Below are 19,266 nucleotides of genomic sequence, written 5' to 3'. Positions count from 1 at the left end.
CCCCCCGTTCAGACGTTCCGCCCGGTCCGGCGGTACGACAGCACAGCGTACGAACCGAACGCCAGCAGCCAGGCGGTCAGCACGAGGACGGCACCGGGCGCCGGGGCGTGCCCGTCGGCGACCGACGTGCCGAGCTGGGCGAAGCGGTGGGTCGGGGTGTACGCGGACACCGAGCGCAGCCAGCCGGGGAACAGGGCGATGGGGAACCACAGGCCGCCGAGCACCGAGAGCCCCAGGTTGCACACCATGTTCGCCACGCCGGTGGTCTGCGCGGTCAGCCGGTAGCCGTTGCCGAGGCCGAGCAGGGTGAACGGCAGCGAGCCGAGCCACAGCAGCAGCGCGATGGCCGCCCACTGCCAGGCCGCCAGCCGTACGCCGTTGACCAGAGCGCCCGCCGCGAGCACCGCGACGATCGCGGGCAGCACCGTCACCGAACCGGTCAGCGCCCGGCCGACGACGACCTGACGCGGGGTCATCGGCGTCACCCTCAGCTGCCGCAGCCAGCCGGTCGCCCGGTCCTCGGCGACTCCGCCACCGGTGTTCAGCGCCGAACCGACCGCGCCGTAGGCGGCCATGCCGACCATGGACGCCGTCTTCCAGCTTCCGTCGTTCTCACCGATGTTGGTGAACAGCAGGTACATCATCACCGGCATCGCGATCCCACCGATCACGAACCCTGCGTCGCGCAGCGTCCGGCGTATTTCCAGCAGCAGGTAGTCGAGCATCACACCGTCTCCCTCTCGCGGGTCGTCAGGGCCAGGAACGCGTCGTCCAGCGACGCCGGGGCGACCTCCAGGCCGCGTATCGCGCCCAGTTCCGCCAGGGCGATCACCGTGGCGTCGGAGTCGTCCGTGCGCAGCAGCGCACGGTCCCCGCGCACCTCCACCGACCGCACGCCGGGCAGCAGGGTCAGGCCCTCGGTGCCGCGGCCGGCCAGGTCGATGGAGACGAGGTTGCCGCCCGCCGACCGCCGCAGCTCGTCGCCCGTGCCGTCCGCGACGATCCGGCCGCGGTCGATGACGAGGATGCGGTCGGCGTGCGCGTCCGCCTCCTCCAGGTAGTGCGTGGAGAACAGGACGGTGTGACCGCTGCGGGCGTATGCGCGCATGGAGTCCCAGAAGGCGTGCCGTGCCTCCACGTCCAGGGCCGCCGTCGGCTCGTCCAGCACGAGCAGTGACGGGTTCCCGGCGAGCGCCACCGCGAACCGCACGCGCTGCGTCTGCCCGCCCGACAGCCGGTCCACGCGCCGCCCGGCCAGGTCGGCGATCCCGGCCAGTTCCAGGGCCCGGGCGAGGGGCATGGGGTCCGGGTAGCGTCCGGCGACGAAGGAGACCAGCTCGCGGACGGTGACCCGGGGAACCGCACGTGCCTCCTGGAGCATGGCGCCCACCCGGCCCGCGCGCGCGGCCTTCTCCGGGGACGCGCCGAAGAGTTCCACCGTGCCTTCGTCGGGCTCGTTCAGGCCGAGCAGCAGCGAGATGGTCGTGGACTTGCCGGCGCCGTTGCGGCCGAGCAGCGCGACCGTCTCGCCGCGTGCGATCTCCAGGTCGATGCCGTCGACGGCGCGTACGGCGCCGTAGGTCTTGACCGCCCCCGTGAAGGACACGGCGGGTGGTGTCCCGGTCGTCTTCGTCATGACTACGACGTTACGGAGCCGGGCACCCGCCCGGCAGATGCGCTTGTACGTACTCCGGCAGGACAAATGTCACGGCCCATCCGACCCGATACCCGACCCGATACCCGACCCGACACCGGAGCTGACACTACGTCAGGAGCCTTCACAAGTAAGGAGTGCTGGGCTATACAAGGGGCGCCGGACTGGAACGCGTTCTAGGTCGGCCCGTGACGACCTCGGTGCGGCCGACGGTGCGGACGGCCGCGCCGAGGTCTTGGACCTCACAGGAGCCCCATGCCCATCGACGCAGCCAAGGCCCTCGCGGCCGAGCCCCGGACCGGCGAGCTCACCTGGAGCCCCAAGGACGTCCAGCTCTACCACCTCGGCATCGGCGCGGCCGCGAATCCTGACAAACACAGTCCGGCGACCGACCCCGACGAACTGCGCTACACCCTGGAGTCCCGGCTGCACGTCCTGCCGAGCTTCGCCACCGTCGCCGGCGCGGGCTCGCCCGGGGTGATCAGCGGTCTGTCCATGCCGGGGGTGGACGTCGACCTCGCCCGCGTCCTGCACGGCGGACAGTCGCTGACCATCCACCGGCCCCTCCCGGTTCAGGGCACCGCGACCGCCACCGGCCGGATCGCCGCCGTGTACGACAAGGGCAAGGCCGCCGTGCTCGTCATGCGCACCGAAGTCGCCGACGCCGACGGCCCGCTGTGGACCAACGACGCGCAGATCTTCGTACGCGGCGAAGGCGGCTGGGGCGGCGACCGCGGCCCCTCCACCCTCCCCCACTCTCGGCTTCGCTCGAGCGGGGGGAGCCCCACGGACCCGCCCACCGGCGACCCCGACAAGGTCGTCGAGCGTGCGATCCGCGAGGACCAGGCCCTCCTCTACCGCCTCTCCGGCGACTACAACCCCCTGCACGCCGACCCCGAGTTCGCCAAGCTCGCCGGGTTCGAGCGGCCCATCCTGCACGGGCTGTGCACCTACGGCATGACGCTCAAGGCGGTCGTCGACACGCTGCTCGCCGGTGACGTGAGCCGGGTGCGCGCCTACACCACGCGGTTCGCCGGGGTCGTGTACCCGGGGGAGACCCTGCGGATCCGGATGTGGCGGGGGGACGCCGAGGTACGGGTCGCCGTGAGCGCCGTGGAGCGGGACGACGCGCCCGTCCTCGCCGACACCATCGTTCAGCACTCCTGAGACAGCCTCCCGAGACACCTCCTGAGGGGAGCCGCACCATGCGCGCAGCCGTACTGCACGAGATCGGCCAGGACAAGCTGGAAGTCCTCGACGACGTCGAGGCGACGGGCTTCGGCCCCGGAAGGGTCAGGATCCGGGTGCGCGCCACGGGGCTGTGCCACTCGGACCTGTCCGCGATGAGCGGCGTGCTGCCGCAGCCCGGGCCGTTCGTGCCCGGCCACGAGGGAGCGGGCGAGATCCTCGAAGTCGGCGAGGGCGTGCGGGGCCTGAAGCCCGGCGACCGGGTCGTGGTCTGCTGGCTGCCGGCCTGCGGCGCCTGTCCCGCCTGCAAGCGCGGCCAGACCCAACTGTGCCTGGCCGGGTTCATGAACGCGGGCACCCCCAACTTCAAGCGCCCCGGCGGTGACGTCTTCGGCTTCGCGGGCACCGGCACCTTCGCCGAGGAGGTCGTCGTCGACGCGGGCTGCGCCGTGCCGATCCCCGATGACGTGCCCTTCGACATCGCGGCCCTCATCGGCTGCGGGGTCACGACCGGGCTCGGGGCGGCGCTCAACACCGCGGACGTGAAGGCCGGTTCGTCGGTCGCCGTCATCGGCTGCGGCGGCGTCGGCATCTCCGCGATCCAGGGCGCGCGGCTCAAGGGCGCCGCCGAGATCGTCGCCGTCGACCCGGTGCCCGCACGCCGCGAGGCGGCGCTGAGGTTCGGCGCCACGAAGGCGGTGTCGCCGGACGAGCTGCCCGACGCCAAACAGCAGGTCACCGGTGGCGAGGGCTTCGACTACGTCTTCGAGGTCGTCGGAAAGTCGGCCACGGCCCGCACGGCGTACGAGAACACGCGGCGCGGCGGCACCCTCGTCGTGGTCGGAGCGGGCGCCATGGACGACCACCTCCAGCTCAACATGTTCGAGCTGTTCTTCGACGAGAAGCGGATCCTGCCGTCCATGTACGGCGGCGGGGACGTCCTGCGGTCGTACGAGCGCACCATCGCGCTCTGGCGTGCCGGGCGCATCGACCTGGCCGGTCTGATCACGCACCGGGTGCCGCTGGCCGAGATCAACGAGGCACTGGACCAGATGCGGACGGGTACGGCGCTGCGTACGTGCATCGAGATCTGACCTTGCCTGCGTCGATCCCTGCGTCGATCCCTGCGTCGAGAGGACGTTCATGTCACTGCCACTCGAAGGCCTGTCGGCGGTCGTCACCGGCGCGGGCCGGGGCCTGGGCCGGGCCGAGGCGCTGGAGCTCGCCCGGCTCGGCGCGGCCGTCGTCGTCAACGACTACGGGCAGCCGGGCCGGGACGGCTCCGGCGAGGCGTCCGCCGGACCGGCCGAGGCGGTCGCCGCCGAGATCCGCGCGGCGGGCGGCCGGGCCGTCGCCCACACCGGGGACGTCGCCGACTTCGCACAGGCCCGTGAGCTGATCGAATTGGCCGTCGCCGAGTTCGGACAGCTGGACGTGCTGGTCAACAACGCGGGCATCCTGCGCGACCGCATGCTCTTCTCGATGTCCGAGCAGGAGTGGGACGCGGTGATCCGGGTCCACCTCAAGGGCCACTTCAACACGACCCACTTCGCCGCCGCGCACTGGAGGGCGCGCGCCAAGACGGCGGCGGGTCCGGTGTACGGGCGGATCGTGAACACCTCGTCGGAGGCGTTCCTGGCGGGTTCGGCCGGGCAGCCCAACTACGCGGCGGCGAAGGGCGGAATCGTCGGCCTCACGACGTCGACGGCGCTCGCTCTCGCCAAGTACGGGGTGACGGCGAACGCGATCTGCCCGCGCGCCCGGACCCGTATGACCGAGGACGTCTTCGCGGGCTTCGAGGAGCCGGACGAGGGCCTCGACCCGCTCGCCCCCGAACATGTCGCCCCGCTCGTCGGCTACCTGGCCTCGCCCGCCGCCGCGCAGGTCAACGGGCAGCTCCTGGTCGTGCACGGCGGCATGGTCGCGATCGTCGAGCGGCCCCGGGTGCGGGCCAGGTTCGACACCAAGCAGCACGTTTTCACGTACGACGAACTCGACGCGCTGCTCACCCCGCACTACGCGCAGCGGCCCCAGGGCGAGACGTTCGCGGCGGTGGAGGTCCTGGGCCTCAGGCACGACCGGGCGTCGGCGGATCGCTGAGCCGTCGGTCGTCCGCAGGCTGGGGCCCGGGGGAGCCCCGCAAGAACGGCCCCGCCCGTCGTGAGACGGGCGGGGCCGTGTGGGTACGTACGGCAACGGGCAGGCGGCCTACGGAGTCCGATACGCCGCCGGTTTCGCTCCGCGCTCCCCGTGGGCCGCTGTCAGGCCGCGGTGCCGGCCTGTTCGGCCTGCCCGGACGGCTTGCGGTGCCGACCGTGCGGAGCCGCCCCGGAGGCCTCGGCGGAGACCTGGCCGCGGTGCCGGCCGTGACCCTCGGCCTCCTGATCCGCGGCGGCCGGAGGCAGTGTGGTGGTGCTGGTGTCGCTCATCGGAAGTCTTCACCCCGTCAACATGATCCTTCGTACAACCGGGCGATTCTAACGGGCGGCGACGACAGCGGGGCCGGGGGTCAGGGGCGTCTCCTCCGGTGGGGCCGGGGGTCTCGTCTCCGGTGTGGTGAGGGGTCTTGTCTCCGGTGTGGCCGGGGGCCTCGTCTCCGGTGTGGCCAGGGGGCGGCGCTTCAGGGAAACGCCCGTGGACGCCGCCGGGGTACGGGCTCGCAGCGGTGTCTGTTGAGGCGATGTCTGCTGTGACGGTGCTTGCCGTGACGGCTTCTGGTGCGGCGGTGTCTGCCGCGACGGCTCCTGCTGTGACGGTGCTTGCCGCGACGGCTCCTGCTGCGGCGGTGTCTGCTGGGACGGTGTCTGCCGGGACGGCCCCTGCTGCAACGATGCCTGCTGCAACGGTGCCTGTTGCAACGGTGCCTGTTGCAACGGCACCGGTCGCGCCGCGCCCCGGTCCGCCCGCTCCGGCTCCGACCCCTCACCCGCATCCTCGGCGTGCGCGGCACGGTCCGTCCGCGCGGGCGCCTCCACGCTTGTCACCCCGCACCGCACCACCCCCGTGGCATACGGCAGCCGCAGCACGCCCTCCCGCGTCCACAGCCCCGCGCCCGCCAACCACCCCTGGGGCGGCGCGAGATGGTGGACCTGGCGGTCGGCCGGGCGCCACACCGCGACCCAGCTGCCCGCCGCGCCGTCGACCCGCAGCGCCACGGCGCAGCTCTCCGGCGTCAGTACCTGCCCCGGCTGGATCGCGAACGGCGTCACGGCGCAGTCGCCCAGCCGCAGGCACTCCGGAAAACGCACCGGCAGTGTGCTCCCGAGCACCCCCCACCCCAGCCGGGCATGGCCCGGCGACGGCGCGTCCGAGCGGATCAGCAGCAGCCCGCTGTCCGGGTCCGCGAGCAGCACGCGGTCGTCGCTCGCCTCCGCGATCTGCAACAGCGGCGACACCTCCCCGCCCCGCGCCAGATCCACCACCACCGTCTTCGTGGGACCCCCGTCCGGCGTGCGGTCCAGGGCCAGCAGCCGACCCGTACGGTCCAGCCACACCCCGCCCGAGCACCGGCCCGGCACCAGGGCCAGCCGCTCGGGCCCGGACGCCCCGCCCGCCACCAGCCACACCGTCGTCATCCCCCGGTCCACCGCGAGCGCGTACGCGCGGTCCCCCGTCGGCGCGGGCGGCAGCAGCGACAGCCGCGCCCCCTCCTCCCGGAACTCCACCGCGCCCAGCGCCAGCTCCCCGGTCCCCGGACCGGTCGGGTACAGCAGCGAGAACGTGTGCCGCCCGTCCGCGACACGGTGGATCAGCACCCGCCCGTCGGCCATCGGCTGTACTTCGGTGCCGGGTTCCTCCGGCTGGTTGCCGGGCAGCGGTACGGCGTACGGTTCGGGGCCGTCCAGGGTCCAGCGCTCCGGGTACCAGGACTCACCGTCCAGGGCGAGGCGGGCCGCGTAGGACCCGTCCGCGGTGATCACGCATCCGGGCCGGGCCGCCCAATGGTTCCCGTTGCCCGTCGCGGATGTGAAGGCACAGGCCGTCATGGTTCGGTCACCTCCGGCGACGAAGCTAGTTTCGTACGCACGGGCGTGGCATCCCCGGGCGACCGCTTCACACATAAGGGTGTTCGTCCCGCTGTTCGCCTGAGGAAAGCGGGGCGGGTGTGCTGCACAAGGGGGCGCATGGCTCACCCTCACGCAACCCCCGCACCTTCGGGAGCGGCCGCCCGACGCGTTCCGCCCGCCGCACGGACCCCGTCCTGCCCGCCGCACGGACCCCGTCCTGCCCGCCGTACGACCCCGTCCTGCCCGCCGCCCGACGCGTTCCGCCCGACGCCCGCCAGGGTTCCGCCTGGTCGAATGACCCGCGACCGGTCGGGCACGCACCAGGGGCAGGTAGCCTTTTCCCCGTGCCCCGTCTGTCTGAAGTCATCGCCGCGCTGGAGAACCTGTGGCCCGCCGAGCGGGCCGAGTCCTGGGACGCGGTCGGCACGGTCGTGGGCGACCCCGACCAGGAGGTCTCCCGGGTCCTCTTCGCCGTCGACCCCGTCCAGGAGATCGTCGACGAGGCGGTGAAGCTGGGCGCGGACCTGCTGGTCACCCACCACCCGCTCTATCTGCGCGGTACGACGACGGTGGCGGCCTCCACCTTCAAGGGCCGTGTCGTGCACACCCTCATCAAGAACGACATCGCGCTGCACGTCGCCCACACGAACGCGGACAGGGCGGACCCGGGCGTCTCGGACGCCCTCGCCGGCGCGCTCGACCTGCGCGTCGTGCGCCCCCTCGTACCGGATCCGAGCGACCCGGAGGGCCGCCGGGGTCTCGGCCGCGTCTGCGAGCTGGACCACCCGCTGACCGTCCGCGAGTTCGCCGCCCGCGCCGCCGAGCGGCTGCCCGCCACCGCGCAGGGCATCCGCGTGGCCGGCGACCCCGAGGCCCTCGTCCGCACGGTCGCCGTCAGCGGCGGCTCCGGCGACAGCCTCTTCGACGACGTCCGCGCGGCCGGCGTCGACGCCTTCCTCACCGCGGACCTGCGCCACCACCCGGCTTCGGAGGCCCGCGCCCACAGTCCTCTCGCGCTGCTCGACGCGGCGCACTGGGCCACCGAATGGCCCTGGTGCGAGCTGGCCGCCGCCCAGCTCGACGAGATCTCAGACCGGCACGAATGGGACCTTCGGGTCCACGTCTCGAAGACGGTCACCGACCCCTGGACCGCCCACGCGGCGTCCACCGCCACCACTAGCGCAACGGGAGCCCCCAACTGAACGCCGCGCCCGCCGACCAGATCCGACTCCTCGACGTCCAGGCACTCGACGTCCGCCTGCAGCAGCTCGCGCACAAGCGGAAGTCCCTGCCCGAGCACGCCGAGATCGAGTCGCTGACCAAGGACCTCACCCAGCTGCGCGACCTGCTGGTGGCCGCGCAGACCGAGGAGAGCGACTGCGCCCGTGAGCAGACCAAGGCGGAGCAGGACGTGGACCAGGTGCGCCGGCGCGCCGCCCGCGACCAGCAGCGCCTCGACACCGGCGCGGTCACGTCCCCCAAGGACCTGGAGAACCTCCAGCACGAGATCGCCTCGCTCGCCAAGCGGCAGAGCGACCTGGAGGACGTGGTCCTGGAGGTGATGGAGCGTCGCGAGTCCGCGCAGGAGCGGGTCGGCGAGCTGACCGAGCGGGTCGCGTCGGTCCAGTCGAAGATCGACGACGCCACGGCGCGCCGGGACGCGGCCTTCGAGCAGATCGACGGCGAGGCCGCGTCGGTGACCAAGGAGCGCGAGGTCATCGCGGGCTCGGTGCCTGGGGACCTGCTCGGGCTCTACGACAAGCTGCGCGGGCAGCAGGGCGGCATCGGTGCGGCCAAGCTGTACCAGCGCACCTGCCAGGGCTGCCGCCAGGAGCTGGCGATCACCGAGCTGAACGAGATCCGCAAGGCCGCCCCCGACACGGTCGTCCGCTGCGAGAACTGCAGCCGCATCCTGGTGCGTACGTCCGAGTCCGGTCTGTAAGAGCCTGTAGGAGTCTGTAAGAGGCGTACGACGTGCGGGAGTTCATCGTCGAGGCCGACGGCGGGTCCCGGGGCAACCCCGGGCCCGCGGGCTACGGATCCGTGGTGTGCGACGCGGCGACGGGCCGGACGCTGGCGGAACGGGCCGAGTTCATCGGAACCGCCACCAACAACGTCGCCGAGTACCGGGGACTGCTGGCCGGGCTGCGCGCGGCCCACAACCTGGACCCGACCGCACGGGTGCACGTCCGCATGGACTCCAAGCTGGTCGTGGAACAGATGTCGGGCCGCTGGAAGATCAAGCACCCGGCCATGAAGCCGCTGGCGATGCAGGCCGCCGCCGTCTTCCCCGCCGAGCAGGTCACCTACGAGTGGATCCCGCGCGAACAGAACAAGCACGCGGACCGTCTGGCCAACGAGGCGATGGACGCGGGAAGCCGGGGTGAGCGGTGGGAGCCCGCGACGTCCAAGGCGGAACCGGACGCGGGACTCGGCACACCGAAGCGGTACGAGCCGGCGGGGCCGCCGGAGCCGTACGGGCCGGCGGGGGCGCCGGAACCCCCGCGACCGCCGGGAGACGCGGCGGCCGGCGCGGCCCGGGCGCGGGCGGCTTTGGCGGGGGCCCGGGGGCGTGACACGGCCACTCCCGCGCCTGCGCCGGTCTCCTCCGGCGCCGCTTCTTCAACCACCGCACCCTCCTCAGCCCGCCGCGGAGTGGCGGAGCGCGGTGAGTTCGGGGCCGGGGGCGCTTCCGGCGTCGCAGGTTCCTACGCCGAGGCCTCTTCCGGTGACCGCGGGGCGGCGGATGCTGACGTGCGGGCCGCCCGTAACGTGGCCTCCGCGCCGCCCGACCTCGGCACGCCCACCACCTTCGTGCTGCTGCGGCACGGGGAGACGCCCCTCACCCCGCTCAAGCGGTTCTCCGGGAGCGGTGGCAGTGACCCGGCCCTCTCCGGCGTCGGCCGGCGCCAGGCCGAGCTCGTCGCCGCCGCGCTCGCGGCGCGGGGAACCATTCAGGCCGTCGTCTCCTCTCCGCTCGCCCGCTGCCGGGAGACCGCCGGTGTCGTCGCCGCCCGCCTGGGGCTCGACGTGAGCGTCGAGGACGGGCTGCGCGAGACCGACTTCGGCGCCTGGGAGGGCCTTACCTTCGGCGAGGTCCGCGAACGCCACCCGGACGACATGAACGCCTGGCTGTCCGACCCGGAGGCCGAACCCACCGGCGGCGGCGAAAGCTTCGCGGCCGTGGCCCACCGGGTCGCGGCCACGCGGGACAAGCTGCTCGCCTCCTACGCGGGCCGCACGGTCCTGCTCGTCTCCCACGTCACGCCGATCAAGACCCTCGTCCGCCTCGCTCTCGGCGCACCCCCCGAGGCCCTGTTCCGCATGGAGCTGTCCGCGGCCTCCCTGAGCGCGGTGGCGTACTACGCGGACGGCAACGCCGGCCTCCGCCTCCTCAACGACACGTCCCACCTGCGCTGAGAAGGCGGCTGCGCTGAGAAGACGGCTGCGCCGAGGCGGCGGCCGCGCCGGCTCAGTGGCGGTGGCGCAGCCCCGCCGCCTCCCGCGCCAGCCGCTCCACCCGCGTCCAGTCCTTCGCCGCGATCGCGTCGTCCGGAACCATCCATGTCCCTCCCACGCAGCCGACGTTGTGCAGTGCCAGATAGTCCGGGGCGTTCGCCGGACCGATCCCGCCCGTCGGGCAGAAGCGGGCCTGCGGAAGCGGTCCGGCCAGTGACTTCAGATACGCCGTGCCGCCCGCCGCCTGCGCCGGGAAGAACTTCATCTCCCGGACGCCGCGTTCCAGGAGCGCCACGACCTCCGAGGTCGTCGACACCCCAGGCAGGAACGGCACCCCGGACGCCTGCATCGCCGCCAGCAGCGCGTCCGTCCACCCGGGGCTGACCAGGAAGCGTGCTCCCGCCGCGACGCAGTCGGTCACCTGCCGGGGCGTGATGACCGTGCCCGCTCCCACCACCGCGTCCACGACCTCCGCCGCGATCGCCCGGATGGCATCGAGCCCGGCCGCCGTCCGCAGCGTCACCTCGATCGCGGGCAGCCCGCCCGCCACCAGGGCCCGGGCCAGCGGCACGGCGTTGTCGGCGTCCTCGATGACCACGACGGGGACGACGGGCGCGAGATCCAGGACCGGGACGCGGGACGCGGCGGCGTACGACGACCTGGGCAGCGATGAGGGCATGACCATCATCCTGCCCACGCGATGCACAACCCGCAAAGGTCATTGCATATGTTGCAACGCCCGCCGCCGACTCAGTGGATCTCCGTCACCACCACGTCCAGCGACCATGGCTTCCCCGCCCTGCCCGGCGCTTCGGCCTCCACCGTGTACCCCAGGTCACGCAACGCCTCGACCAGCCCCGCCGGGTCCTTGGGAGCGGCTCCCGTCGTCAGCAGGGCGCGAACGATCCGCCCCTTGGTCGCCTTGTTGAAGTGGCTGACGACCGACCGCTTCTCCACGCCGTTCACTATCTGCGCGTGCAGCACCCGTACCGTCGCCGTCCGCCCCGCGACCTCGCCCTTCGGCTTCCACGCGGCCGCGTACGCGGAGGACCGCAGGTCCAGCACCAGCCCGTCGCCGGCCGCCTCGGGCAGGGCGGCGGCCATCGGCGTACGCCAGTGCGCGCCGAGCGCCCCGAGGCCCGGCAGCTTCACGCCCATCGAGCAGCGGTACGAGGGGATGCGGTCCGTCACCCGGACCGCGCCCCACAGCCCGGAGAAGACCAGCAGAGACCCGGCCGCGCGCCGCTTGGCCGCCGTGTCCAGTGAGGAAAGGTCGAGGGCGTCGTACAGCACGCCGGTGTAGATCTCGCCGGCGGGCCGCGCCCCCGCCGTCCGCAGCCCTGCGTTCTTGGCGACCTCCCCGCGCAGTCCCTCGCTGAGTCCCAGCACCTCGCGCGCCTTGTCCTCGTCGCCGGCACACAGCTCGACCAGCTCGCCGAGCACGGCCTCCCGCGCGGCGGTGAGCCCCGGCAGCGACAGCGTCTCCAGCTTCAGCGGTGCACCGCGACCGGAGGAGGCCTTGCCTTCGGAGGGCGGCAACAGGACCAGCACGGGGTTCTTCTCCTTTTGTAGGGCTCTGTGGGGTCTGTGGGGCTCCACCGGTGGAGCCCCGCGACAGCCTACGGCGTGCCGCCTCCGCACCCCCGCCCTACATCACCCGGTCCAGCAGGGCGTACGCGGTCCTTATCGCTGTCCCTGAGCGCTCCACCGCGCCCGGTTCCTCGAAGGCGCTGCCCAGCAGCTCCATCATCCGCTCCCGGTCCTCCGGTGCCGCCGCGGTCTCGATCAGCGCCAGCACCTCACGGTCCTTGACCGCCATGGGGGACTCGGGGATGCGCGTCATCCCGGCGAACAGTGCGGCCAGTTCGGGAGAGACCGGGCCCTCGGCGGGCAGCTCCTCCGCGTCCAGCAGCGCACGCAGCCGCCCCCGCCGCTCGCGGATCGCCGCCTCCTGCCGGGCCAGGTCCTCGTCCAGCTCCGCGAGCACCTCCGCGAGGTCACGACCCCATCGTCCGCGAGTACGTCCCGCACCTCCGCGAGACCGAGGCCCAGCTCGGTCAGCCGCCGGATCCTGGCCAGGACGACGGCGTGCCGCAGGACGTAGTCGCGGTAGCCGTTGGCGAGCCGCTCGGGTTCGGGCAGCAGCCCGAGGTGGTGGTAGTGCCGCACGGTCCGCGGGGTGACGCCGACGACCGCAGCGAGTTCTCCGATCCGCATGGGGCCAGTACAAACGCTGACGTCGCGGCAGGGTCAAGAGAGCACGATCGAGGGAACGCTTCCCGATTTCCCGGACAGTGATCCGTTGTTGCCCCAGTCTGGCGCGCGACAGAAGGAGAGGAGGCAGCACCGCGATGGCACATGATCCGATCACGAGGAAGCTCCTGTTGGACTGGTTCGTCGACCTGGACACCCCGGAGGGCTTCCGGGCGGAGCTCATCGAGGGGGAGCTTGTCGTGACACCCCCGCGGGACGGGCACCACGAACACTGCATCAGCCGCATCGTGAGCCAGATGTACCGGCGATCCCGGATCGACATGCAGTTCTCCGCGAACAAGGGTCTGAAGTTGAGGGGCGCGGACGGTTACCCGCAGGACCATGTGATCCCGGACGGCACATTCGTGCCCCAGGAATTGCGGCTCTTCCGGGGGGCCGACCCCTGGATGCCCTGCGAAGGAGTCACCATGGTGCTTGAGGTGACGTCCCCGAAGCCACAGACCGACCGCGAGGCCAAACGCCGCTGCTACGCCCGCGGCGGCATCCCCCTCTACCTGCTCGTCGACCGCGAGGCCTCCTCGATCACACTGTTCAGCGGCCCGGAGAGCGACGACTACCGCCAGCTCTGCACCCGCCCGTACGGCAAGCCGATCCCTCTCCCGGAGCCCTTCGCCTTCGAACTGGAGACGACCGACTTCCTCTGAGCGCCACGGCGGTATGAAACCGGGGCTTCCAGGCGTTGCACCCCCGAAAGGGGGTGCAAGGTGAGCGCACGGGAACAGGCCCTGTGGACCAGGGCGCGGCTCGGTCGTTGCGGGCCGCCGCTCGACCTGCTCACCGCCCGCTTCGACAAGCACGTCTACGCTCCCCACGCGCACGACGAGTTCACCATCGGAGTCTGCGTCGGCGGCTCCGAGGTCATCGACTACCGCGGCGGTCACATCCGTACCGGCCCGGGCACCATCGTCGTCCTCGACCCCGGTGAGATGCACACCGGAGCGCCCGCCACCGCCACCGACGGCTACGCCTACCGTGCCCTGTACGCGGAGCCCTCCCTGCTCGCCGACGGCATCCTCGGCGGCCTCCCGCACTTTCGCGAACCTCTCCTCGACGACCCCGAACTGGTCGCCGCCCTGTGCGCCGCGCACACCGAGCTGAGCGCCTGCCCCGACCCCCTGGAGGCCGAGTCCCGCCTCCCGTGGCTGCTCACCGCCCTCGCCCGCCGCCACTCCACGGCCCGCCCGACCGCCGACACGATCGCGGGCGCCGACCACATAGCCCACGCCGTCCGCGACCGCCTCGCCGACGAGCTGACCACCCCGCCCTCCCTCGCCGACCTCGCCGCCGACCTGGGCCTGTCCCGCTACCAGCTGCTGCGCGCCTTCCGTACGACGATGGGGATACCGCCGTACGCCTGGCTCGCCCAGTACCGGGTGACCCGGGCCCGCGGGCTGCTGGAGAACGGGCTGCGTCCCGCCGAGGTCGCGGGCCTCGTGGGCTTCGCCGACCAGGCGCACCTCACCCGATGGTTCCGGCGGGTGCTCGGAGTGACCCCGGCGGCGTACCGCAACAGCGTTCAAGACACCTGGGCCTGACGCGGCCGACACTCGCCGCATGACTGCACGCGGCTGGTTTCTCTTCTCCCTCATGGGAGTGATCTGGGGCATCCCCTATCTGATGATCAAGGTGGCGGTGGACGCCGTGTCCCCGTCCATGGTGGTGTTCACGCGCTGTGCGCTGGGCGCCGCGCTCCTGCTGCCGTTCGCACTACGGCAAGGGGGCCTGACCCGGACCGTGCGGGACCACTGGCGGCCCCTGCTGGCCTTCGCGTGCATCGAGATCATGGGCCCCTGGTTCACGCTCACCGACGCCGAACGGCATCTGTCCAGCTCCACGGCGGGCCTGCTGATCGCGGGCGTACCGATCGTCGGGGTGGTCCTGGCCCGCTTCTTCGGCGACACGGAACGGCTGGGCGTCCGGCGGGTGGCCGGGCTCGGCCTCGGCCTGGCCGGCGTCGCGGTCCTCACGGTCCCGCATCTGACCGGCGGCGACGCGCGTTCGCTGGCCGAGGTACTGCTGACGGTCCTCGGTTACGCCACGGCGCCCCTGATAGCCGCCCGTCACCTGAAGAACGTCCCGTCCCTCCAGCTCACGGCATCCTGCCTGGCGCTGGCGGCGCTGGTCTACGCCCCGGCGGCCGCGGCCACCTGGCCGACCGCCGTACCCTCCGGGCAGGTCCTGGCCGCCCTGGCCGGCCTGGGCGTGATCTGCACGGCCGTCGCGTTCGTGGCCTTCCTGGAGCTGATCAAGGAGGCGGGCCCGACCCGGGCGACGGTCATCACGTACGTCAATCCGGCGGTCGCGGTCGCGGCGGGGGCGCTCTTCCTGGACGAACGCCTGACGGCCGGGATCCTCGGCTCCTTCGCCCTGATCCTGGCGGGCTCGGTGCTCGCGACGGCGGGACCGGCTGCCGTACCGAGGCGCGGCGCACGCCCGGTACCATGGTCGACACGGCAGACGAGCCGGGCGGACGGCCGCGTGGAGTCCCCCTAGGGGGCTTCCCGAGGAACGTCCGGGCTCCACAGGGCAGGGTGATGGCTAACGGCCACCCGGGGTGACCCGCGGGACAGTGCCACAGAAAACAGACCGCCCGGCGCTCAGGCGCTGGGTAAGGGTGAAACGGTGGTGTAAGAGACCACCAGTGCCCAGGGTGACCTGGGCAGCTAGGTAAACCCCACCCGGAGCAAGGTCAAAAGGGAGCACCCCGGTGCTCCTGCGCGGACGTTCGAGGGCTGCCCGCCCGAGTCCGCGGGTAGACCGCACGAGGCCGGCGGCAACGCCGGTCCTAGATGGATGGCCGTCGCCGAGGGGCCCGCGAGGACCCCTCGGAACAGAACCCGGCGTACAGCCCGACTCGTCTGCCGCTCTTCGTTCTCGCAGGTCAGAGCAGGACGGGAGCACATTTGACACCCAGAATGCCCGGATACGGCGCATGGGCAGCGTGTCGCTCTCCCCGGCGGCCTGCTCTGGCCGAACCCGAGCACTGATGGCGAGTTCTCCAGTGACCCCTGACCGGGCCGGGACGGGTGACATTGCTCGCGACATGTCAAGGCGGCTGCCAACGGTGCCGCCCAGCGCGTACACGTAGAAGGCTGACATGGCCGGACGCATGACGTCCCAGGGTTCGCCTCCTGTCATCCGGGCGAACGCGTCGTCCAGGCGCGAGGCGACGGTGCGCGGGGAGATTCGGAGTCGGCCGGCGATCTCCCGGTTGGACAGACCGGCGGCCGCCAGGCGGGCTATCCGCATCTATCCGAAGCTCGGCATCACCTCTCGCGGGGCTCTCAGGGACGCCCTGTCCGCGCGGGACGCGGACGGGGACCACCGGTGACACCTGCACGACCGCGGACCCGGCGCATCAGTCGCGGACGGGCAACCCCGCGAGAACGTCCAGCACCGTATCGGTGATCTCTGCCAGTTGGGTCACCTGAGCGGAGGTGAGGTGGTCGAAGAAAAGTCGGCGAACGTCGTTCGCGTGACGCCGGGTCGCCGCCGACATGACCTCGTAGCCGGCCGGTGTCACGCTCACGTACACCCCGCGGCGGTCGTAGGCGCACGTCTCGCGGTCGACCAGACCGCGCCTCGCCATCCGTGCCATGTGGTGGGACACCCTGCTCTTCTCCCACCCCAGTTCCTTGGCGAGCTCCAGGACGCGGAGCCTGCCGCCGGGCACACGGGTCAGCTCGGCGAGCATCATGTAGTCCGCGGCGGACAGTCCGTACTCGGTCTGCAGGGGCTGCCCGGTACGTGTGATGAGGCGCTCGAACACACTCAGCAGGCCCCGCCAGGCCTGTTCTTCGACCCCCGTCAGCCAGCGGGGTGGTTCAGCGGTCATGACCCCCCTATCAAGTTGATACATCACCTACTTGCCTCATGGCGCCTCGGGCACCTGCGCCGCGATCGCGCCGCCTGAGCGGTGGGCCGGCGGGCCCACGGCCGGGAGGCGGCGGGGCCGGGACGGAGTGCCACGGCCCCGTTGCCTCGCGGGGTTGGGCCGCTTTACACCTGCTTGGCACCACCGTCGACGAAGATCTCGGTGCCGGTGATGAAGCTGGACTGGTCCGTGGCGAGGAACAGCGCAAGGTTGGCGACTTCCTCCGGCTGGCCCATGCGGCCGAGGGGGACGATGCCGGTGAGGGTCTCTCGCAGCTGCGCGGCACCTTCCTCGTCCGCGGCGAGACTGTTGAGCCCGGGGGTGGTGATGGGGCCGGGGGAGATGGTGTTGACGCGGATGCCGCGCCCGCTGAGCTCGTTGGCCCACGTGCGGGAGAAGGAGCGGATGGCGGCCTTGGAGGCGCCGTAGACACCGAAGGCCGGGTCGCCGGAGACGCCGGCGATGGAGCCCGTGAGGATGACGGAGGCGCCGTCGACCAGGTGGGGGAGCGCCTTCTGCACGGTGAAGACGGTGCCCTTCACGTTGCTGTCGAAGGTGCTGTCGAAGTGCTCCTCGGTGACCTGGTCGAGGGGGGCGAACTCGCCGCCGCCCGCGTTGGCGAACAGGACGTCGATCTGGTGCCCGGCCTCGGCGACGGTGGCGTACAGGCGGTCGAGGTCGGCCAGGTTGGAGCTGTCGGCCTGGACCGGGGTGACGTTGCCGCCGATCTGCTCGGCGGCCTGGTCGAGGACCTCCTTGCGGCGACCCGTGATGTAGACGTGGGCGCCCTCTTGCGCGAAGCGCTGGGCCGTCGCCAGCCCGATGCCGCTGGTGCCACCGGTGATGACGACCGTCTTGCCGTGCAGCTGTCCCATGACGTCTCTCCTGTGTTCGTGGCGGCCTGCCCGCCCGCTGGTCCGTTTTGCGTTCAATCACATTAGAACCAAGAAGATGACGTGTCAACTAACAAGTTGAAGTGTCATCTGCCTTGCTCTTGCGTGATGACGTCGGGGGATGATCGCCGTGGCGTCTGTGGCTGGACGGGTGTGATGTCGCTTTTGGTGCGGTTTGGCGGCGCATTCCAATCGCCGCCGGGCGAAGGCGCCGCCGGGTCCCCGGCGTCCGTGTGGGACGCGGCTTCGCCGGGCGGCGCCCGCCTCGGCTCCGTTCCTCAGCGCCAGCCGAGAGCCGGCGCGACGTGCGTCAGGATGCTGTCGAGGACATGCGCGTTGTAGTCGACGCCGAGCTGGTTGGGCACGGTCAGCAGCAGCGTGTCGGCTGCGGCGACAGCCTCGTCCTCGGCCAGCTGCTTGACGAGCGCATCGGGCTCGGCGGCGTAGGAGCGGCCGAAGATGCTGCGGGTGTCGGCGTCGATGTAGCCGATCTGGTCCTTCGAGTCGCGGTCCCGGCCGAAGTACGCACGGTCCCGCTCGTCGACGAGCGGGAAGACGCTGCGGCTGACCGACACCCTGGGCGTGCGCGAGTGGCCCGCGGCGCGCCATGCCTCGTGGTACGCCTCGATCTGCTTGCGCTGCTGGACGTGGAGCGGCTCGCCGCTCTCGTCGTCCTTGAGGGTCGAGCTCTGCATGTTCATCCCGAGCCCGGCGGCCCAGACCGCGGTGGCGTTCGAGCCGGAACCCCACCAGATCCGGTCGCGCAGATCCTCAGAGTGCGGTTCGATGCGCAGCGGCCCCGGCGGGTTGGCGAACATCGGACTGGGGTGCGGCTCCGCGAACCCCACCCCGGTGAGGGCCTGGAGCAGTTCCTCGGTGTGGGCACGGGCCAGGTCGGCGTCGGTGCCGCCCTCCGGCGGCCGGTAGCCGAAGTGGCGCCAGCCGTCGATCACCTGCTCCGGTGAGCCCCGGCTGAGGCCGAGCTGGAGCCGACCCCCCGCGATGAGGTCGGCCGCGCCCGCGTCCTCCGCCATGTACAGCGGGTTCTCGTAGCGCATGTCGATCACACCCGTGCCGATCTCGATCCGGCTGGTGCGCGCGCCGATGGCGGCGAGGAGCGGGAACGGTGAGGCGTGCTGTCGTGCGAAGTGGTGGACGCGGAAGTAGGCGCCGTCCGCACCCAGCTCCTCCGCGGCGACGGCGAGGTCGATGGCCTGCAGCAGCGAGTCCGACGCGGAACGCGTCTTCGAGTGCGGCGACGGCGTCCAGTGTCCGAAGGACAGGAACCCGATCTTTTTCATGCCGCTTTCAACAATCGGCGAACGCGTTCATTCCGCCGTCCGGGGCGGCGGCCCCGCCGAGCGCTCCGCCACGACGGCTGTCGGCAGTGGCAGGAAGGGCGGCGGGCCACTGTGTGTGCCTGGCGGTCACCGAGCTGGTGAGCAGCGAGAGGGCGTGGGCCGGCACCCCTTCGGTGAGACAGGCGAGCCGTGCCTCCAGCGCACGCGCGGACGCGGCGTGCTCCGCGTCCGCCGGCAGGGCGATGATCCGTCTGACGAGGCCGCGCAGTACGGGGGTCTGTCCGCGCATCGCCGCCGCGTGGGCCGCTTTGATCAGTCTGCGGATCTGGTCCCGTCGGGCCGGACTGAGGTCGGCGGCCGTCTCCAGGACGGCGACGGCCTGCGGGAGGTCGTCGGTCGCGCCTTCTTCCAGCGCGGCGGCCGTGGACTCGTCCGGTTGCGCGGAGACGGCCGCGCGGTGCGGGGCGCGTTCGTAGGGGGCGCCGACGAACGACTCGGCCAGGGCGAGGTGCACCCGGCGTCGCTGAGTGAAGGAGGCGCTCCAGTGCACCGCCGAGGGCACCAGCGGATGCCGGAAACGCAGCTGCCCCGCTTCCACGCCGATCAAGCCCGGCGG

The 19,266-nt window shown here is 72.1% G+C and carries 17 protein-coding genes, 1 other RNA gene and 4 pseudogenes; 10 read left to right on the top strand and 12 right to left on the bottom strand.

The window, feature by feature from the left end; genetic code table 11:
- Positions 1 to 8 precede the first annotated feature (8 nt).
- Positions 9 to 725, bottom strand: a complete 717-nt coding sequence (locus Q2K21_RS27725) for an ABC transporter permease (protein ID WP_310776198.1) — start codon at positions 723 to 725, stop codon at positions 9 to 11.
- The gene (locus Q2K21_RS27720; protein WP_310776196.1) at positions 725 to 1,636 is read right to left on the bottom strand and encodes an ABC transporter ATP-binding protein; all 912 of its coding nucleotides are present in this window, start codon (positions 1,634 to 1,636) and stop codon (positions 725 to 727) included. The genes Q2K21_RS27725 and Q2K21_RS27720 overlap by 1 nt, the downstream gene beginning before the upstream one ends.
- A 273-nt stretch (positions 1,637 to 1,909) precedes the next feature.
- Between Q2K21_RS27720 and Q2K21_RS27715 the strand changes: the two genes are divergently transcribed.
- Genes Q2K21_RS27715 through Q2K21_RS27705 form a run of 3 tightly spaced genes read left to right on the top strand, consistent with a single transcriptional unit; the run spans position 1,910 to position 4,942 of the window.
- Positions 1,910 to 2,821 carry a MaoC/PaaZ C-terminal domain-containing protein gene (locus tag Q2K21_RS27715; protein WP_310776194.1) on the top strand — a complete coding sequence of 304 codons (912 nt, stop codon included), beginning with the start codon at positions 1,910 to 1,912 and terminating at the stop codon, positions 2,819 to 2,821.
- 38 nt (positions 2,822 to 2,859) lie between these two features.
- Positions 2,860 to 3,936 (top strand): Zn-dependent alcohol dehydrogenase, encoded by a 1,077-nt coding sequence (locus Q2K21_RS27710; RefSeq protein ID WP_310776193.1) that lies wholly within the window; start codon positions 2,860 to 2,862, stop codon positions 3,934 to 3,936.
- Positions 3,937 to 3,985: 49 nt separating this feature from the next.
- A complete protein-coding gene (locus Q2K21_RS27705; RefSeq protein WP_310776191.1) occupies positions 3,986 to 4,942 on the top strand; it encodes a 3-oxoacyl-ACP reductase in 957 nt (318 codons plus the stop codon).
- 161 nt (positions 4,943 to 5,103) lie between these two features.
- On the opposite strand, the gene Q2K21_RS27700 is transcribed toward Q2K21_RS27705, so the two are convergent.
- Together Q2K21_RS27700 and Q2K21_RS27695 are read right to left on the bottom strand one after the other, a co-directional pair.
- Positions 5,104 to 5,271 (bottom strand): hypothetical protein, encoded by a 168-nt coding sequence (locus Q2K21_RS27700; protein ID WP_310776189.1) that lies wholly within the window; start codon positions 5,269 to 5,271, stop codon positions 5,104 to 5,106.
- Between the two features lie 525 nt (positions 5,272 to 5,796).
- Positions 5,797 to 6,828: pseudogene (locus Q2K21_RS27695) on the bottom strand (hypothetical protein); the annotation flags it as partial.
- A gap of 365 nt (positions 6,829 to 7,193) precedes the next feature.
- On the opposite strand from Q2K21_RS27695, the gene Q2K21_RS27690 reads away from it, so the two are divergent.
- Genes Q2K21_RS27690 through Q2K21_RS27680 form a run of 3 tightly spaced genes read left to right on the top strand, consistent with a single transcriptional unit; the run spans position 7,194 to position 10,269 of the window.
- On the top strand, positions 7,194 to 8,051 hold the full coding sequence (locus Q2K21_RS27690; protein WP_310776185.1) for a Nif3-like dinuclear metal center hexameric protein: 858 nt from the start codon (positions 7,194 to 7,196) through the stop codon (positions 8,049 to 8,051).
- Positions 8,048 to 8,791 (top strand): zinc ribbon domain-containing protein, encoded by a 744-nt coding sequence (locus Q2K21_RS27685; protein ID WP_310781277.1) that lies wholly within the window; start codon positions 8,048 to 8,050, stop codon positions 8,789 to 8,791. The genes Q2K21_RS27690 and Q2K21_RS27685 overlap by 4 nt, the downstream gene beginning before the upstream one ends.
- Positions 8,792 to 8,823: 32 nt before the next feature.
- Positions 8,824 to 10,269, top strand: a complete 1,446-nt coding sequence (locus Q2K21_RS27680; RefSeq protein ID WP_310776183.1) for a bifunctional RNase H/acid phosphatase — start codon at positions 8,824 to 8,826, stop codon at positions 10,267 to 10,269.
- A gap of 52 nt (positions 10,270 to 10,321) precedes the next feature.
- Here the strand turns inward: Q2K21_RS27680 and Q2K21_RS27675 are convergent, their stop codons facing one another.
- The 3 genes and pseudogenes from Q2K21_RS27675 to Q2K21_RS27665 form a co-directional block, all read right to left on the bottom strand.
- On the bottom strand, positions 10,322 to 10,987 hold the full coding sequence (locus Q2K21_RS27675; protein WP_310776181.1) for a bifunctional 4-hydroxy-2-oxoglutarate aldolase/2-dehydro-3-deoxy-phosphogluconate aldolase: 666 nt from the start codon (positions 10,985 to 10,987) through the stop codon (positions 10,322 to 10,324).
- Positions 10,988 to 11,058: 71 nt separating this feature from the next.
- Positions 11,059 to 11,859, bottom strand: coding sequence for a peroxide stress protein YaaA (gene yaaA / locus Q2K21_RS27670; RefSeq protein WP_310776179.1), 801 nt, complete (start codon positions 11,857 to 11,859; stop codon positions 11,059 to 11,061).
- A gap of 109 nt (positions 11,860 to 11,968) precedes the next feature.
- A pseudogene (locus tag Q2K21_RS27665) lies at positions 11,969 to 12,525 on the bottom strand (MerR family transcriptional regulator); the annotation flags it as partial.
- Positions 12,526 to 12,659: 134 nt separating this feature from the next.
- Between Q2K21_RS27665 and Q2K21_RS27660 the strand changes: the two are divergent.
- From Q2K21_RS27660 to rnpB, 4 genes and pseudogenes are all read left to right on the top strand, one after another.
- The gene (locus Q2K21_RS27660) at positions 12,660 to 13,226 is read left to right on the top strand and encodes a Uma2 family endonuclease (RefSeq protein WP_310776177.1); all 567 of its coding nucleotides are present in this window, start codon (positions 12,660 to 12,662) and stop codon (positions 13,224 to 13,226) included.
- 60 nt (positions 13,227 to 13,286) lie between these two features.
- Positions 13,287 to 14,117: a helix-turn-helix domain-containing protein gene (locus Q2K21_RS27655; RefSeq protein WP_310776175.1), complete on the top strand. Its 831-nt coding sequence runs from the start codon at positions 13,287 to 13,289 to the stop codon at positions 14,115 to 14,117.
- 19 nt (positions 14,118 to 14,136) lie between these two features.
- Positions 14,137 to 14,916: pseudogene (locus Q2K21_RS35925) on the top strand (DMT family transporter); the annotation flags it as partial.
- 124 nt (positions 14,917 to 15,040) lie between these two features.
- An RNA gene (rnpB, locus tag Q2K21_RS27640) (RNase P RNA component class A) lies at positions 15,041 to 15,443 on the top strand.
- Between the two features lie 289 nt (positions 15,444 to 15,732).
- Here rnpB and Q2K21_RS35920 read toward each other — a convergent pair.
- From Q2K21_RS35920 to Q2K21_RS27620, 5 genes and pseudogenes are all read right to left on the bottom strand, one after another.
- A pseudogene (locus tag Q2K21_RS35920) lies at positions 15,733 to 15,831 on the bottom strand (helix-turn-helix domain-containing protein); the annotation flags it as partial.
- 109 nt (positions 15,832 to 15,940) lie between these two features.
- The gene (locus Q2K21_RS27635; RefSeq protein ID WP_310776169.1) at positions 15,941 to 16,417 is read right to left on the bottom strand and encodes a MarR family winged helix-turn-helix transcriptional regulator; all 477 of its coding nucleotides are present in this window, start codon (positions 16,415 to 16,417) and stop codon (positions 15,941 to 15,943) included.
- A gap of 164 nt (positions 16,418 to 16,581) precedes the next feature.
- A complete protein-coding gene (locus Q2K21_RS27630) occupies positions 16,582 to 17,331 on the bottom strand; it encodes a glucose 1-dehydrogenase (RefSeq protein ID WP_310776167.1) in 750 nt (249 codons plus the stop codon).
- A 296-nt stretch (positions 17,332 to 17,627) separates the two neighbouring features.
- Positions 17,628 to 18,650, bottom strand: a complete 1,023-nt coding sequence (locus tag Q2K21_RS27625) for an LLM class flavin-dependent oxidoreductase (RefSeq protein WP_310776165.1) — start codon at positions 18,648 to 18,650, stop codon at positions 17,628 to 17,630.
- A gap of 7 nt (positions 18,651 to 18,657) precedes the next feature.
- Entirely contained in the window at positions 18,658 to 19,257 is a 600-nt protein-coding gene (locus Q2K21_RS27620; RefSeq protein ID WP_310776163.1) for a hypothetical protein, read from the bottom strand.
- Positions 19,258 to 19,266: the final 9 nt, after the last annotated feature.

The sequence above is a fragment of the Streptomyces sp. CGMCC 4.7035 genome, assembly GCF_031583065.1.
Lineage (GTDB): Bacteria > Actinomycetota > Actinomycetes > Streptomycetales > Streptomycetaceae > Streptomyces > Streptomyces yaanensis.
The sequence above is the reverse complement of the archived record's forward strand: the minus strand, read 5'-3'. Positions and strand labels throughout refer to the sequence as shown.

What these genes read in the sequence shown, in the direction of transcription:
- Q2K21_RS27720 (WP_310776196.1), bottom strand. Translation starts at nt 1,636, where the DNA reads ATGACGAAGACGACCGGGACACCACCCGCCGTGTCCTTCACGGGGGCG.
- Q2K21_RS27630 (WP_310776167.1), bottom strand. Translation starts at nt 17,331, where the DNA reads ATGGGACAGCTGCACGGCAAGACGGTCGTCATCACCGGTGGCACCAGC.
- Q2K21_RS27710 (WP_310776193.1), top strand. Translation starts at nt 2,860, where the DNA reads ATGCGCGCAGCCGTACTGCACGAGATCGGCCAGGACAAGCTGGAAGTC.
- Q2K21_RS27635 (WP_310776169.1), bottom strand. Translation starts at nt 16,417, where the DNA reads ATGACCGCTGAACCACCCCGCTGGCTGACGGGGGTCGAAGAACAGGCC.
- Q2K21_RS27725 (WP_310776198.1), bottom strand. Translation starts at nt 725, where the DNA reads ATGCTCGACTACCTGCTGCTGGAAATACGCCGGACGCTGCGCGACGCA.
- Q2K21_RS27700 (WP_310776189.1), bottom strand. Translation starts at nt 5,271, where the DNA reads ATGAGCGACACCAGCACCACCACACTGCCTCCGGCCGCCGCGGATCAG.
- Q2K21_RS27675 (WP_310776181.1), bottom strand. Translation starts at nt 10,987, where the DNA reads ATGCCCTCATCGCTGCCCAGGTCGTCGTACGCCGCCGCGTCCCGCGTC.
- Q2K21_RS27625 (WP_310776165.1), bottom strand. Translation starts at nt 18,650, where the DNA reads ATGAAAAAGATCGGGTTCCTGTCCTTCGGACACTGGACGCCGTCGCCG.
- Q2K21_RS27705 (WP_310776191.1), top strand. Translation starts at nt 3,986, where the DNA reads ATGTCACTGCCACTCGAAGGCCTGTCGGCGGTCGTCACCGGCGCGGGC.
- Q2K21_RS27660 (WP_310776177.1), top strand. Translation starts at nt 12,660, where the DNA reads ATGGCACATGATCCGATCACGAGGAAGCTCCTGTTGGACTGGTTCGTC.
- Q2K21_RS27715 (WP_310776194.1), top strand. Translation starts at nt 1,910, where the DNA reads ATGCCCATCGACGCAGCCAAGGCCCTCGCGGCCGAGCCCCGGACCGGC.